Below are 14,650 nucleotides of genomic sequence, written 5' to 3'. Positions count from 1 at the left end.
AGTTAATTTAAGTTTGTCAAATTAATTTACTGCATCAGTTTTTGTCCTACTATTAAAGTATTCGTACCATTTACTTTTGGTAGTATTTGAAGTTTAAAATTATCTCCAAAATAGGAAGTTACTGATTCAAGCGTGTTTGAATTTTTTTTGAGGTTCATCCCAACGTTGAATATGAATGAGCCGTTACTTTGAATTGAATTTGCTACGTTTTCACAGAATTCTTTTCCATAAAAAATAGGAGGGACGTTAGTATCTATAAAAAGATCAATGATTATAAGTTGGAATTTTTCCGTAGAATTTTTTACGAATTGGAACGCATCACCTTCTATGATTTGAAGTTTTTTTGAAGAAGTAATTCCAAATTCTTCCTTTGCGAGTTTTATTACTTCTGGGTCAATTTCAACGGCAACTATATTTTTAGAATACTCAAAAGTATTTTGAAGGGAATGAATAACACTGCCGCCGCCCATTCCCAAAAGCAATATGTTTTCAACTGCGTTTAAATCAACTTTTGTGAGCCCAATTTCCAGTATTTTTTGAAGCGAACCGTAGGAATAGTTTGCATTTTCGGTATCCAAAACCTTTTTTCCATTCACATAAGTAACCTCTAAAGTACCGTTTATTGCTGAAGGAAATCGCCGTGTAGTTGGCCAAATGTAACTGAAAAGCTTCTTCATTTTTTTATAAGCTTTTGAAGCAATCCTTCCAAGCCGTTCAATTTCAGTTCATACATTTCGGCCATCATCCGCCCCAATTTTCCCTCGGGAAAACCTTTCTGTTTGAACCATACAAAATAGTATTCGGGAATGTTTGCCAAATAATAACCTTCGTATTTTCCAAAGGGCATTTTGTAGTTTGCTAGTTCCACCAAGTGGTTTGGGTCTGGGTTACTTCCAAGCATCGTATTCGGCAAGTTGATTGGCAATGTATTTCTGCCAGAAAGCTTCTTTTTCCTCATTGCGGGAATGGTCAGTCTCAGCGTCAAATTTTGTTTGCATCGCACGTCTTTTTTGTTCCACTTGCTGATAGATTCCTTCAATTTCAGATTTTACTTTTTTGGAAAATTTTCTTCCCTCAAGATTTTTTCGAAGCATGCGTGCGTGAAGTTCCGAAATATCAAAATGTGCCTGTTCGTGTTTTAAAATATAGGGACTTACTCTTTCCGGAATATACCAAGAACCTTCAGGAGCGAAAAAACTTTGAACCGAATATTCCACATCTACCGCTCCATTTTTTATGGAATAGGAATAATGAAAACTAATACCAGTATTGGTACTGGCCACAAAACTGGCACTGCGAACGGGTTTTCCGCGGAAATCTTCCCAAGATAATTTTTGGTTTTTATTCCATATAATCTTTTCCGGATTGTTTTGCGGGAAGAGAAAGAAAGAAAATATAAAAGCGAAAAGTAGTTTCATATTTATGGAACATCAAAAACAATACCTAATTAAAGCCCCTCCTATGGAGGGGTTGGGGAGGCCTACCAATTAAAAGTAATCACTCTTTCAATATCTGGATGCAGGCTATAATGAACAGGACAAGTACGCGCTGTATTTTCAAGTATTTTTTTTGATTTATCGTCTATTCCGGCAGGAAAATTTAAAACCACTTCAATTTTTGAAATTCGGCGTGGGTCTGCAGCCATAGTTTTGGTGACCATAGCCGTGGTGCCGTCCATGTTCACTTTCATGTCGCGTGCCTTTATACCCATCATGGTTATCATACAATTGGCAAGTCCAGTGGCTACGGTATCTGTGGGTGAAAAAGCTTCCCCTTTCCCATTATTGTCTGTTGGGGCATCCGTGATGAATTTGTCACCCGATTTAAGATGTTCGTTTTCGGTGCGAAGATTTCCGAGATAGGTTACTTTGGCAGTGCTCATTCTACTACTTCAAATTTAAGTTCGTCGTTATATTTTAAAATATAGGCAGCTTCGTTGCAGTAGCCTTCGGTGTTCGATTTTTCATATCGAAATTTATTTTCAATATAAACCGTTTCGCTTTCGGGCATTATGGCGTCATAAATATCTTTTTCCGAAGCCAAACGGAGCAATACATCATAGGTTACGTCAAAGCCGCGAATAGCATATCTGTTGGGAAGAACACCGTATTTATTTTTATAGCTGATCAAAAACGGATTGCGGTCATCTTCTGAAATATTCTTATTTACTGATGGAAAGGTAAAGTTCAATTTTGCCAAACGCGTGCTGGAAACCTCGTACCATTCATAGGCTTCGTTTCTGTCCAAAGTGAATAAACGAACTTTATAATTGGCGGGCATGGCCGCAAGTACGTTCACGGCACTACTAACCAAAACAGGATTTTGAGTCTCAAGTATCACCCAATTGTCCATCCCTTCAGAAGCCACAGAAGTTATATCGCTCGCTTGGATATAACCGCCTCCGCGTGGTGATACGGTTTTAGCCATAGGTATTGCGTTTTGAATCATTTCACGTTGTTTCGCTCTTTTGGAGTCTGAAATAATGATGATATTTTTCCCAGAACTGTGCTCTTTTAAATAACGAATCATAGTTTTCTGAAGCACTGCATCTGTGGGCAGTGTTTGGAAAAGATTGTCATTCATTGCCATCTCTCTATTGCTCAAAGGTGAAAAGACTGGGATTTTTTCGCCTTTCAACATAGCTGAAGCTTTTTCCACATTTTTTTGGAGTAATGGACCAATTACGGCATCCACATTTTTGAATTCGCTTTTTGAAATGATTGATGCAACTTTGGTGTCGCTTTTTTCGGTGTCGTAAACATTCATTGTTACCGAAATGCCTTTGTCCTTTGCAAAATCCGCGGCCATCAATGCTCCGCTATAAAAATCTAGAGCCACACGAAGGGTTGGATCTCTCTTGAGTAAATCTTCATCGCTACTTGTTGTGTCACTTGCGCTACGCATTAAGCGGAAGGGAAGCATCAACGCTACCGTTTTCATCTTTTTGTTGTCAATTTTATTTTCAAGATTGACTACTGATATATCTTCCTGTGAAATTGTATTTTCTTCTTTTGGAATTTTTAAAATCATTCCATCCTTCAACCCATCTTTTGCATACGGATTCAAGGCAATAACTTCTTCTTCGGAAAGACCAAATTTTGCTTTTAACCTATAAAATCCTTCTTTCGGTTTTACTTCGTAATACTGAAAATTCTCGTCGTCAATTTCAGCATTTTCAATTACGGTTTTATCGGGAACGATTAGGGTTGTGCCTACTTTTAAACTATCGCCTAAATCTGGGTTTAAATCTTCCAGTTCGGCAATGCTAATTCCAAATTTTCTGGCGATTCCAAATTTGGTTTCTTTTGCCTTTACGGTATATTTCTGCGTTCCCGGTAAAGTATTTCCAGTATTGGAACCGTTGGTTTCACTATTATTGGCCTTTGCTGGAATCAATAAGTTTTCTCCTTTTTTAAGTCCACGGGAATAAAGATCTTTATTCAGTTTTTTTATTTCGTCAACGCTTACATTGTACAATTGTGCAATTCCGTATAGTGTTTCCTTCTTTTTAACTTTGTGTTGGCGGAAATTGTTATTATTTGTGCCAGAACTAATAACGCTGTTTGAAGGAATAATAAGCACACTGTTTACCTTCAACCCATTTTTTGCATCTGGATTGAGGTTGTAAATGGTTTCTTCGGAAATTGCATATTCCTTAGAAATACTGTAAACCGTTTCGCCTTTTTGAACCGAATGGCTTTTGTATTGCTGCTGCGCTACCGAGCCACAGCTTACCATAAAAAGGAAGGTTACCGAAACGTATATTAAACACTTCAACATAGAGATAATCAATTTTTTAGATTTGCCAAACATAGTCTCGATTTCAATTTGTTATTCCCACTCGATGGTCGCGGGCGGTTTAGAGCTGATGTCATAGACTACTCTATTAACGCCTTTAACTCGGTTTATTATATGGTTGCTCGTTTCCTGTAAAAATTCATAGGGAAGATTTACCCAATCTGCCGTCATTCCATCGGTAGATTCAACGGCGCGTAAAGCAACTACTTTTTCGTAAGTACGTTCGTCTCCCATTACGCCAACACTGTTTACTGGAAGCAAAATTGCGCCAGCCTGCCACACTTTATCGTAAAGATCCCATTTCTTCAATCCATTAATGAAGATTGCGTCAACCTCCTGTAATATACGAACTTTTTCGGCCGTAATATCGCCCAAAATCCGGATTGCCAAACCTGGTCCCGGGAAAGGGTGTCTGCCCAATAATTCGGGGTCAATGCCCATTTCTTTTCCAACGCGTCTCACTTCATCCTTGAAAAGCATTCGCAAAGGTTCCACGATTTTCAGTTTCATAAAATCAGGCAATCCGCCTACGTTATGGTGACTTTTTATGGTAACCGAAGGGCCGTTCACTGAAACACTTTCAATAACATCTGGATAAATTGTTCCCTGCGCCAACCAATCTACTCCGGTTAATTGATGCGCTTCATCATCAAAAACTTCTATAAATGCGTTGCCAATGGCTTTGCGTTTCCGTTCGGGATCGCTTTCGTTTCGCAAAGCTTCCAAAAAGCGTTCCGAAGCATCCACACCTTTTACGTTCAGCCCCATATCCTTATATTGGTGCAGCACGTTTTCAAACTCATTTTTACGAAGCAAACCGTTGTTTACAAAAATGCAAAATAGATTTTTGCCGATTGCTTTATTCAGAAGAATTGCCGCAACTGTAGAATCTACACCGCCACTTAAACCAAGTACAACCTTTCCGTCGCCAATCTGCTCTTTTAAAGTTTGAACAGTTGTTTCCACAAAAGCTGCGGGCGTCCAAGTTTGTGGCACTTCGGCAATATTTACCAAGAAATTTTCAAGCAACTGTTTGCCGTGCGTAGTGTGATACACTTCTGGGTGAAACTGGATTGCGTACGTTTCTTCGCCTTCAATTCTGTAAGCTGCGTTTAGTACATCAACTGTGCTCGCTAAACGAACTCCGTTTTCTGGAAGCTGTGCGATTGTATCACTATGGCTCATCCAAACGTTTGTGTTTTCGGGAATATCCTTAAAAAATTCCTCGCCCGATTTTATCATGGAAAGTTTCGCCCTTCCGTACTCGCGAATGTTTGAAGGTTCCACACTTCCGCCGTTGAAATGTGCCAAATATTGTGCGCCGTAACAGACCGCCAAAAGGGGTCTGTGGCCACGAATCTGTGAAAGATCAGGATGCGGTGCATCTTCCGCGCGAACGGAAAACGGACTGCCCGAAAGTATTACGGCCTTAAAAGGCTCCAAGTTTTCTGGAATGTGATGGTAAGGGTGAATTTCGCAGTAAATGTTCAGTTCCCGCACGCGTCTCGCGATAAGTTGGGTGTACTGCGAACCAAAATCTAAAATGAGGACGTTGTTTTGCATAGGCAAAAATACTTTAAATATATAAGTTGGTTAAAGGGTTGTGAAGAATTTTTTTAAGGGTTTTCAACAGAGTTTTTTTGCCAAAAATTGGATATAACTTTTTACTTTAATTGCTTTTTAAGTTTAATTGGATTTTGGCGAGTGTCAAAAAATGTAATAATTTCAAGTATGTTTCTTTGAGAATTTATACGGTAATAAAAAGTATTTTGTTTTGTTACAACACATTTATAAATTCCACCAAGTTCTTTTGATTTTGGACAACTTTCCGGTTGTAACGAAATTTGCTCGATTTTAGAAGTGAGTTTGGATAAAAAATCTTTTTTAACTTTATTTCCCCATTCAGATAAAAGATACTCAGTAATTTCTTCAAGTTTATTTTCTGCTTGTGGCGATAGAATGACTTCCATTATGAAATTCTTTTGAGAACTTCTTTATATGATTTTCCTTCGCCTCGGTTAAGTTGCTCAATTCCTTTTTTAATTTCAGCCTGTTCTTCTATACTTAATTCATTCCAAAAATCAGCCTTCTCATTATTTATGAATTCAGCAACTTTATTGATAAATGTATCATTTTCAATATTTAGTATCAATTTTACCAATTCTATTTTTGAAGTTTTGATGTCCATTTTGAAAGCTTTTTTCAAAGTTAATGAAATTTGTTTGTTGATCTTGCCTTTATAAAGTATTACAATTCCAAAACTGTAAAATTAGAGTCCAACGGCTCCAAATTTTCTTTCAAATCATCAAGCAATCCTTCCCCGTACTCCAAATAAAATTCTGAAAAATTAAGTTGGCGTTCCTGCAAACTTTGGTTTGGGAATAGTTGGTTTTGAATATTTTTCACACGGTCCAGTTCGTCGGAAAGATTTCTCTTTTGTGCTTTTAATAAACGTTTTTCAAGATTGCCCAAACCATTTATTTGCTTCTTCTCTTGTGCGCCAACAGCCCCCAAAAAAGAAGCGTCGGTCTGTTTTGCTAATTCGTATAAATCCTTGAATTGCTGTTTCAGAAATTCTTTTTGCTTTGAAAAGTCAATGTCTATTTTTGAAATTTCCTGTGTATGCTTCGTGATTAATTCATATTGCGGAAGAAATAAATCTTCAATTTTTACATTTAACTTTTGAAGTTTTTCTGAAAGCATTTTAGGAACCAAAAGCACAGAATTACGTAGCAACAAAATAGGGAAGGGGACTTCCACTTTATTGAAATAATCCTTTAGTTGAAACCAATAAGCAAGTTCGCCACCGCCGCCAATGTAACAGAGATTCGGTAAAATTTCTTCCTGGTATAACGGGCGCAGCAAAGCGTTAGGCGAGAACCGCTGCGGGTTTTCGTGTAGTTCCTTTAAAATTTCTTCTTTTGAAAAAGAGATGTCGGTTTCGTTTACATAAAACCGTCCTTCCTGCTCAACAATGCGTTCCCGTAGATTTTCCTTTAAATAAAAAAGATTTATTTCCCTAGGATGCACTTGTTCCGAATAGCCCAAAGCGGTCAATTTTTCCGTAGTTTCGGAAACTTTTTTATAGCTGAGGTTTTCGGTCAGTTCCTTTTCTGCATAGGGAATAAAGCATTTTTTCAATTCATCATCATTTCCGTCAACAATGACTAAACCGTGATGATAAAAGAGACAATTGGCCAAAAACCGTGTGGCGTCTGCAAGATTGTCGTGTTTGGTGTAGGCATCGGAGAAATAGGAAATCAACTTTTTTGCGTTTTCGCTTTCGCCAAATTCTTTTTTCAATTGCTGCTTCACTTCCTTTAATCCTTCCGTAGAAAGTTCGCCCACCGCACCCGAGGCTTTTCTATCCCACTTTACTTTTTTTCCGAAGAGGTTGAAATAATTGATTTCCTCAAAATCGTGGTCTTCCGTCGCCATCCAATAAACAGGGACAAAATGGTTGTTGGGGTATGTTTTATTTAACTGTTCAGCAAGATTTATGGCTGAAAATATTTTATAAAGAAAATACAGCGGCCCCGTAAAAAGATTGAGTTGATGCCCCGTGGTTATTGTAAATGTTGTATGTTCCCGCAACAAATCTATATTGCTTAGCGTAGATTGCGAAATGGAATTGTCGCCATACTGAAACATAATCCGTTTCGACAACAAATGCCGTTTTTCATCCGTAAAATTCTTTTGCTTTTCCGTTAGTTGATGCTTGAAATTTTCCAAGTTCGGAAAGCGATTGTAAAAAGGTTTTAAACTTTCATCTTCAGCGAGATAATCACATATCAATTTTGAAAAATACCCTGTGTTTTTATACGGAATGGAATGGTTTGGCATAGGTTCTTTGGAAAAAGTCAAACAAAAATAACCGTTTTATGTGGGTCGCAGGTTTAAAGATACGTTAATATGGTTTTCAAATTCCAAATTTCAAGCACCAAATATCAAAATGCGCCCATTGGAATTTGGAATTTCGTTTTGGAATTTAACTATCTTTGGCCTTCAATTAAAATATTCAAAATGGTTCGCAAGCTAGCTTTTCTTCTATATTTAATGCCACTTTTTATTTTCGCCCAACTGCAATCTCCTTCCGAATTCTTGGGTTATGAAATTGGAACCGAATTTTCCCGTCATGCCGATGTTGTTTCCTATTTTGAACATGTAGCTGCAAATAGCGTAATGGTAAAATATTTTGATTACGGAAAAACCAACGAACGCAGAAGACTTACTTATGCAGTTATTTCTTCCGAAGAAAACCTTGCAAATCTTGAACAAATACGCACCGACAATTTAAAGAATATCGGCATACTTTCCGGGAGTGCGAACCCAGATAAAACCATTGTTTGGCTTAGTTACAACGTACACGGCAACGAGGCCAGCAGCAGCGAGGCGGCGATGAATACAGTTTACAAACTTATAACGGAACACTCCGATTGGTTGAAAAGCGTAGTTGTTATTATGGATCCGGGTGTAAACCCCGATGGTCGCGATCGTTATGTAAATTGGTACAATCAAGTGAAAGCTTCACCCTATAATTCATCCCGTGACGCCATAGAACACAACGAACCTTGGCCCGGTGGAAGACCAAACCATTATCTTTTCGATTTAAACCGCGATTGGATGTGGGCAAGCCAGGTAGAGACCCAACAGCGTTTAAAAATCTACAACCAATGGATGCCGCAGATACACGTTGATTTTCACGAGCAATTTATCAACAACCCCTATTATTTTGCGCCGGGAGCCGAGCCTTATCACGAAATAATAACCGATTGGCAGCGTGAATTCCAAAATAAAATAGGGAAGAACAACGCCAAATATTTTGATAAAAATGGTTGGCTTTTCTTTACACGCGAGAGTTTTGATTTGTTGTACCCGAGTTATGGCGATACCTATCCGCTCTATATGGGTGCCATCGGGATGACCTATGAACAGGCCGGCCACGGAATGGCTGGTTTGGGAATTATAAATGACGAAGACATTGAACTAACCCTTGTGGATCGTGTGGCGCATCACACAACTACAGGACTTTCTACTATTGAAGTGGCTTCGCAACAGGCTGCTTCCCTAAATTCTGAATTCAAGAAATTTTTTCAAAACGATAATTTAAAGTACAAAAGTTTTGTATTAAAAGGCAATCCCGACAATCTAAAAGCGCTGACCAAAATGCTTGATCGGCACGAAATAAAATACGGATATGCAACTGGCGGAAGTGTAAGCGGCTTCAATTATTCTGAAAATAAAAAAGGCGCGATGGACGCTAAAGGCGCATTGGTGGTAAGCACAAACCAGCCGAAAGGGAAAATGGTACAAGTGCTTTTTGAACCGAACGCCGCACTTTCAACGCCCATTACTTATGATATTACGGCTTGGAGTCTGCCGTATGCTTTCGGACTTGAAACTGTGGCTAGCACTACTTTTGTTCCAGCAATGGGAGCTAATCCAAACAATACCGTTTCTAATACTTCTTCACCAATTGCTGCTGGCTATATTGCGAAATGGAACAGTTTGCAGGATGCCGAATTTCTTTCAGCTTTATTACAGGCAAATATAAAAGTGCGTTTTTCTGAAAATGAATTGGGTTTTGGCGGGAATACTTTTGGTCCCGGTAGTTTGATTATTACGCGAAGCGACAATAAAAACAATGTAGATTTTGACAAAACCCTTATAGAAATAGCAAACGAAATGGGACGGCAGTTGTATGCTTCGCCCACAAGTTTTGCTGATAATTTAACCGATTTCGGATCGCAATATGTTCATTTAATAAAAAATAAAAAGATTGCGATGCTGCAAGGGGAAGGAACTTCATCTTTAAGCTATGGGGCACTTTGGCATTTTTTTGAAACCCAATTGAAATACCCAATCACTTCAATAAATACAGGCGATATTGGGAACATTCAATGGTCAGATTATGATGTCTTGATTTTGCCGGACGGTTATTATAAAAGTATTTTAAGTGACGATGCTTTTAAATCTCTCGAACAGTGGATAAATAAGGGTGGAAGAGTAATTGCCATTGGTAATGCAGTAGCAACTTTTGAAGGAAAGGAAGGTTTTGATCTTAAAAAAAACGGTGATGAAAAAGCGGAAAAAGAAAAGGACACTTTGGGAAATATGATTCCCTACGTACAACGCGAATTGGAAAGCACAAAAGATTTCATAACAGGAAGTATCTATAAAGTAATGTTGGACAATACCCATCCTTTGGCGTTTGGTTACGGCGATACGTATTACAGCTTAAAACTGGGTAGCGATTCCTATAAATTTTTAAATGACGGTTACAATGTGGGTTATATAAAGGAACCAGAAAGCGTTTCTGGTTTTTCTGGCGAAAAAGCAAAAGCTGCTTTAAAAAATTCAATAGTATTTGCCGAAGCGAAAAAGGGCAAAGGTAGTGTGGTTTATATGGTGGATGATGTTTCCTTCCGCTCCTTTTGGCAAAACGGAAAACTGTTTTTGGCGAATGCGGTGTTTTTTATCAATTAAGAGTTTAGTTATTCCCTAAAATTTCAACAGAAATATCTTCCGTCTTAATTTTAGAAAGCAACTCCAGTTTTTCTGCATCAAAGAGCTCGTCAACTGTTTTTAGATCTACGGATTGCCAAGGTTCCAATTTGTAGTTTTCGTAATCCACAAACCGTATTCCGTTGACCATTCTTGGGTTGTAGGCTTTCCTAAAACGAATGCCGCCTTCATCTGTATAGAATTTATATGCGAAATAATCTACCGTAAAATTATCCTTCGCTATCCAGTACATATATTCATCTTCGTGGTCGGTTCCTCCTCCATCTTGCGCAAAGGTCACTTTTACTTCATAATATTTCTTATCAATAATTTCGGCTTCGCCTAGCAGTTCCTTCTTAACGGCCGGGTCGTTTAGGCCGTAGGGCAATTGTACAAAATAATGAACTGAGTTTACCGAATTGGCATATTTGGTGGCCGTGGAATCGGGCAAGTCTATTTTTTGGGCGTTTATAAACCGTTTAAACTCGTCATTGTTTAGCACATCGTTTACTTCCCCAATGGAATCGGTATAGGTTCGGCTGTATTCAAAAAGCCCTTTGTTCCTTTTGCTACTGTATTTGATGTCGCGGAAAGTGAAGTTTATTGTTGCAGTTTCATATTTCTTGCCGCCTGCATTTTCAATGGTTTTATCAATAATCTGCTGGGCGGTTAGTGGTTTTATTTCCTTTTTGCAGGAAATAAAAAGCAGAAGTAAAGTGATTGCTGGAAGGAAGCGCATAAATTTGTGTTTTGAGTAAAGATACGGAGTGCTTCGACAGACTCAGCATGACCTTTTGGAAAATAATCTTCAACTACACTTCGAACAATCGGGTTCGCCAATCAAACTGCCGTTTTTGTCAAATTCATATTTGCAGCATTCGCTGAATTTTTCCTTTAGAATATCTTTTGAGCGCCTAATTCTTGCCTTTACGTTTGCAAGGCTGATTTCCAAAATTTTTGCAGCTTCATCTTGTTTCTTTCCCTTTATATAAACTAACTCGACGGTTTCTTTATAAATGGAAGGCAGGTCATTTATAAACCTATCAAAACAGCAATAGGCTTCATTCCTTTCAAAATTTACCTCTGCAATTTCTTCTACGGGAGCTATATATTTTGATTCCTTTTTGAAGTGATTGGCAATTTCATTCCTCGCAATCTGAAACACCCAGGCCTTTGCTTTTTCTTCTTCCTTAAGTTGGTGCAGGTTGTTGTGGATTTTCAAAAAGGTATTTTGAAAAATATCGTTGGCGGCATTTTCGTTCTTTACTTTCTTAAGAATAAAAAAATAGAGAGCGTCATTAAACTGCTTCCAAATTTTCTGTGTTTCCATATTCAAAAATAAAAAAGGTTGGCTTTTATACCAACCTTTATTGGGTTTAACAACAACTGCATTTGTCGCATTCGCATCGCTCGCAAGGGCAAGTGTTTGCTGAGCAGTCTTTGCAGTTACACTTGGTGCAATCGCAGTTGGTACAGTTACAAGTATTCATAATGATTGTTTTTAATATTCATAAGGGAGACTCATAAATGGTGAAAAGGATACAATGGAAATTTAAAAATAGCAACTTGCTATAAATAAATGTCCGAGTTTTTTTTAATTCTTTTCTATTTGTTTTAAAAACCGTCCTCTCGGCGCATCACTTTCATGAAGGACAATTTCGGAATGAAGAAATTGTGCGGCAGCGGCAGAATCTTTTACTTTAGAAGCACTGCGTTTCAGCATCTTTGATTCAAACTCATTCAAAACACTTTTTCTTAATCCAACTTCTCTCCAATTGGAAAAGGGGCTGCAACCTTTTGAAATGCTACGGGCCAGTGCCAGCGCATCCAAAAGCGCTTGGTTTGCGCCCTGCCCCTTAAAGGGACTCATTGGGTGGGCCGCATCTCCTATTAAAGTTGTGTTTTTACTTTTATGCAGTAATTCTGGCTTGAGCAATTCGCGGTCATAAACGGGATAACCAGAGACTTGCGCTTCCTGGGTTGCCGCTAAAATTTGAGGAATGGGGTTGTGCCATTGTGTTCTTTTGCAAGCTTCTTCCTTGAGTGCTTTAGCGCCTTTTGTACTCAAAGCATTTGCTTCAATCTCTGACATAGGAAAACTAAGTTGCCACATAACCGATTTTGAATCATAAGGCATAATGTAAATGCGCTCATTGCCATTGGCGGTTTGAAATACCGTTGCCGAATCCAGCAAATCGCTTTCAACACTTTCCAAGGCGCTTAATGGACAAATACCCAATATCACAATACAATCAAGATATCGTAAAGGACTCACATCCTCGCCGATGAACAATTTGCGAACTGAACTTCGGATGCCGTCGGCGCCTACTACAAGATCTGCTTTGGCTTTTTTTAGTTGTCCGTTTGTTTCAAAATTAAGTTCAATGCTTTTATCGTCACATTCCTTATAATCCACCAAATTGTGTCCCCAATGCACTGCTTCATTTCCGCCCAATTGTTTAAGTAAGGCTAAGCGCAAAGATTGTCTAGCAATGTGAATATTGGTTCGCTTTTTGAAAGTTTTTTCAGCGGATTGCATCCACTTTCGAATTCCCCATTCGCCGATTACTTTTCCTTCTGTGGTATGCACCAAATGCCTGGTAGAAACCACACCTTCTTCCAACTTAAAGATACCTAAGCCCTCAATTGCTTTATTGGCTTGTTGCAACGTAAGTCCGTAGCCTTGTGAACGCGTATTGAAACCTTTATCACGTTCATAAAGTGTAAAAGGAATTCCTCGGTGCAAACAAGCTACTGCAAGTGCTACGCCGCCAATTCCGCCACCGATAATGGCAAGGTGTGGGTAGTTTTCTGTATCTGCTATTGGATGGCTATTTGCAGGAACCAAACCAGATCCGGAACAGTTTGTACAAGTATTTAAGTGACCTTTAGGTTTAATTGGAGCGGTGCCTTCGCCATTGTTTTTTTCAAAGGCTTCTAACTTCCTTTGGTATTGGAGCTTTACTTTTTTGCGGAGTCTTTGGCGTTTTTTGCCGGCTCCTTTACATGCCTCACAAATAGTCCAACAAATCTTTTTGTTTTCCGCCATTTTTACTTCTTCTTCATTTAAGAGTTCGTGAGGTTTGTTTCAAGATGAAAGTAGATTGGAACTATTTTGCTGTTTAGTGTGGCAAAGATAGAACATATGGTTTCAAGTTTCAGATTTAATACATTTCTAAGACTGTAACCCCAAAACCCTTATCACTGTTAATAGCAATAGAAGAACCGTTGGCATCTTGAATAACCATTAGGTTTCCTTTTTCCAGTATGTATTTTTTATCCGAAAGTTGCAAATGGATAGTGCTGGATGTTGCGTATAGGAATAAATTCTTGCACTTCTTTTTAGGTTTTAGGATATAATTGCTGCCTGCCTCCATAGCTATATGATATAAATCGCTTTGTTGTTTGCCCTTCGTCATTACATTAAAGTCAGTACAGGTGCCTATGGCGGTGGTTTTCCAATCTCCGCTAAACTCATCTACCTGAAAAGGGGTGAGGTGCTTGGTGTATTTGTCTTGGTGGGTAATGGTGATTGCTCCCTCCAAAATCATAAGTTTACGGTCTATGTCTGGTAGAGATGTGAAGGTAGATTCTTCAGCTTCTACTTTGGCTGTGCTTAGGCGTAACTCAAAATTTCTTTCTTCATAAGTGGCGTTGGCAGGGAATATATACAATTGGGTTGTGCTGCCGCCTGACCATTGGCTTGTTTGGAAATGCTGAGGCGTAAGGATTGCTATATTCAAAAGGTAATTATTGTTTTATATGTCAAAGATAGGATATTCAAAACGCTAGTTGGAACGTGTCGCACGTCCCCTTACTGTTGTGTAATCAAGATTGCGTAGGGAGCGGGCGGGAAGCCCGCGCCAAGTGGCATTGTAAATACGCTATAAGATGGGAATGCTTTATAAAAACACGCTAGGGGAAATATTTTAATCAAAATTGGGCGAACAACCTAAAACATCAGCGTATGGTTGAATATGTTTCCAAAAGGCTTTTCCTGCACTATCATAATGTTCTAAAGAATAATTTAGTTTTGTATTTGAACCAACTTGATATATGTACTCATTACAAGAATAAGAATATTGTCTTTTAAAGCAAACAATTGCAAAATAAAGAGTCTTGTAATCAATACTCACAGTGTAGAATGTTACTTTTGATATTGCCTCACTATCATAACTTGTATAAGTAGTTCCGTAACTTTTGGACTTTACAAAATCCATAATTTCTTCACAAGATTGTGCATTGGCGTAATTCACTCCAATTAAAATCAAAATAAGGATTAAATATTTTTTCATAATATACATTTTGGTTAATCTATTTCACAAAGTAGGCCAGGGCATATTACACA

General features: G+C 38.4%; 15 protein-coding genes. 1 reads left to right on the top strand and 14 read right to left on the bottom strand.

The features are described 5' to 3' along the window. Positions 1-26: 26 nt before the first annotated feature. The 9 genes from Q2U82_RS00665 to bshC all read right to left on the bottom strand — a co-directional run bounded on the left by Q2U82_RS00665 (position 27) and on the right by bshC (position 7,641). Positions 27-677: a spermidine synthase gene (locus Q2U82_RS00665; protein ID WP_410005855.1), complete on the bottom strand. Its 651-nt coding sequence runs from the start codon at positions 675-677 to the stop codon at positions 27-29. Further along, a complete protein-coding gene (locus tag Q2U82_RS00660; RefSeq protein ID WP_410005854.1) occupies positions 674-901 on the bottom strand; it encodes a DUF3820 family protein in 228 nt (75 codons plus the stop codon). Before Q2U82_RS00660 ends, Q2U82_RS00665 begins: the two co-directional genes overlap by 4 nt. Next, complete coding sequence (locus Q2U82_RS00655; protein ID WP_410005853.1) at positions 888-1,418, bottom strand: DUF922 domain-containing protein; 531 nt, start codon at positions 1,416-1,418, stop codon at positions 888-890. Before Q2U82_RS00655 ends, Q2U82_RS00660 begins: the two co-directional genes overlap by 14 nt. Positions 1,419-1,480: 62 nt before the next feature. Continuing rightward, positions 1,481-1,882: an OsmC family protein gene (locus Q2U82_RS00650; RefSeq protein WP_410005852.1), complete on the bottom strand. Its 402-nt coding sequence runs from the start codon at positions 1,880-1,882 to the stop codon at positions 1,481-1,483. Next, positions 1,879-3,780 (bottom strand): LysM peptidoglycan-binding domain-containing protein, encoded by a 1,902-nt coding sequence (locus tag Q2U82_RS00645; RefSeq protein WP_410005851.1) that lies wholly within the window; start codon positions 3,778-3,780, stop codon positions 1,879-1,881. The genes Q2U82_RS00650 and Q2U82_RS00645 overlap by 4 nt, the downstream gene beginning before the upstream one ends. Before the next feature lie 51 nt (positions 3,781-3,831). Then, positions 3,832-5,361: a glutamine-hydrolyzing GMP synthase gene (gene guaA, locus Q2U82_RS00640; protein ID WP_410005850.1), complete on the bottom strand. Its 1,530-nt coding sequence runs from the start codon at positions 5,359-5,361 to the stop codon at positions 3,832-3,834. A 101-nt stretch (positions 5,362-5,462) separates the two neighbouring features. After that, positions 5,463-5,768, bottom strand: coding sequence for a type II toxin-antitoxin system RelE/ParE family toxin (locus tag Q2U82_RS00635; protein WP_410005849.1), 306 nt, complete (start codon positions 5,766-5,768; stop codon positions 5,463-5,465). Continuing rightward, complete coding sequence (locus Q2U82_RS00630; RefSeq protein ID WP_410005848.1) at positions 5,768-5,986, bottom strand: hypothetical protein; 219 nt, start codon at positions 5,984-5,986, stop codon at positions 5,768-5,770. Before Q2U82_RS00630 ends, Q2U82_RS00635 begins: the two co-directional genes overlap by 1 nt. Positions 5,987-6,045: 59 nt before the next feature. Next, entirely contained in the window at positions 6,046-7,641 is a 1,596-nt protein-coding gene (gene bshC, locus Q2U82_RS00625; RefSeq protein WP_410007104.1) for a bacillithiol biosynthesis cysteine-adding enzyme BshC, read from the bottom strand. 180 nt (positions 7,642-7,821) lie between these two features. Here bshC and Q2U82_RS00620 point away from each other — a divergent pair, with 180 nt between their 5' ends. After that, a complete protein-coding gene (locus tag Q2U82_RS00620; protein ID WP_410007103.1) occupies positions 7,822-10,284 on the top strand; it encodes a M14 family metallopeptidase in 2,463 nt (820 codons plus the stop codon). Positions 10,285-10,288: 4 nt separating this feature from the next. Here the strand turns inward: Q2U82_RS00620 and Q2U82_RS00615 are convergent, their stop codons facing one another. From Q2U82_RS00615 to Q2U82_RS00595, 5 genes are all read right to left on the bottom strand, one after another. After that, entirely contained in the window at positions 10,289-11,041 is a 753-nt protein-coding gene (locus tag Q2U82_RS00615) for a DUF6503 family protein (RefSeq protein ID WP_410005847.1), read from the bottom strand. A gap of 69 nt (positions 11,042-11,110) precedes the next feature. Beyond that, positions 11,111-11,632 carry a sigma-70 family RNA polymerase sigma factor gene (locus Q2U82_RS00610; RefSeq protein ID WP_410005846.1) on the bottom strand — a complete coding sequence of 174 codons (522 nt, stop codon included), beginning with the start codon at positions 11,630-11,632 and terminating at the stop codon, positions 11,111-11,113. 264 nt (positions 11,633-11,896) lie between these two features. Beyond that, positions 11,897-13,351: an FAD-dependent oxidoreductase gene (locus tag Q2U82_RS00605; protein WP_410005845.1), complete on the bottom strand. Its 1,455-nt coding sequence runs from the start codon at positions 13,349-13,351 to the stop codon at positions 11,897-11,899. A gap of 115 nt (positions 13,352-13,466) precedes the next feature. Next, entirely contained in the window at positions 13,467-14,045 is a 579-nt protein-coding gene (locus Q2U82_RS00600) for a HutD family protein (protein ID WP_410005844.1), read from the bottom strand. Positions 14,046-14,231: 186 nt separating this feature from the next. Further along, positions 14,232-14,597 carry a hypothetical protein gene (locus tag Q2U82_RS00595; RefSeq protein WP_410005843.1) on the bottom strand — a complete coding sequence of 122 codons (366 nt, stop codon included), beginning with the start codon at positions 14,595-14,597 and terminating at the stop codon, positions 14,232-14,234. Positions 14,598-14,650 lie beyond the last annotated feature (53 nt).

This window comes from Aequorivita nionensis (assembly GCF_046352995.1).
Lineage (GTDB): Bacteria > Bacteroidota > Bacteroidia > Flavobacteriales > Flavobacteriaceae > Aequorivita > Aequorivita nionensis.
This window is presented reverse-complemented; position numbering and strand designations above follow the sequence as displayed.

What these genes read in the sequence shown, in the direction of transcription:
- Q2U82_RS00655 (WP_410005853.1), bottom strand. Translation starts at nt 1,418, where the DNA reads ATGAAACTACTTTTCGCTTTTATATTTTCTTTCTTTCTCTTCCCGCAA.
- Q2U82_RS00635 (WP_410005849.1), bottom strand. Translation starts at nt 5,768, where the DNA reads ATGGAAGTCATTCTATCGCCACAAGCAGAAAATAAACTTGAAGAAATT.
- Q2U82_RS00650 (WP_410005852.1), bottom strand. Translation starts at nt 1,882, where the DNA reads ATGAGCACTGCCAAAGTAACCTATCTCGGAAATCTTCGCACCGAAAAC.
- Q2U82_RS00595 (WP_410005843.1), bottom strand. Translation starts at nt 14,597, where the DNA reads ATGAAAAAATATTTAATCCTTATTTTGATTTTAATTGGAGTGAATTAC.
- Q2U82_RS00665 (WP_410005855.1), bottom strand. Translation starts at nt 677, where the DNA reads ATGAAGAAGCTTTTCAGTTACATTTGGCCAACTACACGGCGATTTCCT.
- Q2U82_RS00620 (WP_410007103.1), top strand. Translation starts at nt 7,822, where the DNA reads ATGGTTCGCAAGCTAGCTTTTCTTCTATATTTAATGCCACTTTTTATT.
- Q2U82_RS00660 (WP_410005854.1), bottom strand. Translation starts at nt 901, where the DNA reads ATGCTTGGAAGTAACCCAGACCCAAACCACTTGGTGGAACTAGCAAAC.
- Q2U82_RS00630 (WP_410005848.1), bottom strand. Translation starts at nt 5,986, where the DNA reads ATGGACATCAAAACTTCAAAAATAGAATTGGTAAAATTGATACTAAAT.
- Q2U82_RS00645 (WP_410005851.1), bottom strand. Translation starts at nt 3,780, where the DNA reads ATGTTGAAGTGTTTAATATACGTTTCGGTAACCTTCCTTTTTATGGTA.
- guaA (WP_410005850.1), bottom strand. Translation starts at nt 5,361, where the DNA reads ATGCAAAACAACGTCCTCATTTTAGATTTTGGTTCGCAGTACACCCAA.
- Q2U82_RS00610 (WP_410005846.1), bottom strand. Translation starts at nt 11,632, where the DNA reads ATGGAAACACAGAAAATTTGGAAGCAGTTTAATGACGCTCTCTATTTT.
- Q2U82_RS00605 (WP_410005845.1), bottom strand. Translation starts at nt 13,351, where the DNA reads ATGGCGGAAAACAAAAAGATTTGTTGGACTATTTGTGAGGCATGTAAA.
- Q2U82_RS00615 (WP_410005847.1), bottom strand. Translation starts at nt 11,041, where the DNA reads ATGCGCTTCCTTCCAGCAATCACTTTACTTCTGCTTTTTATTTCCTGC.
- bshC (WP_410007104.1), bottom strand. Translation starts at nt 7,641, where the DNA reads ATGCCAAACCATTCCATTCCGTATAAAAACACAGGGTATTTTTCAAAA.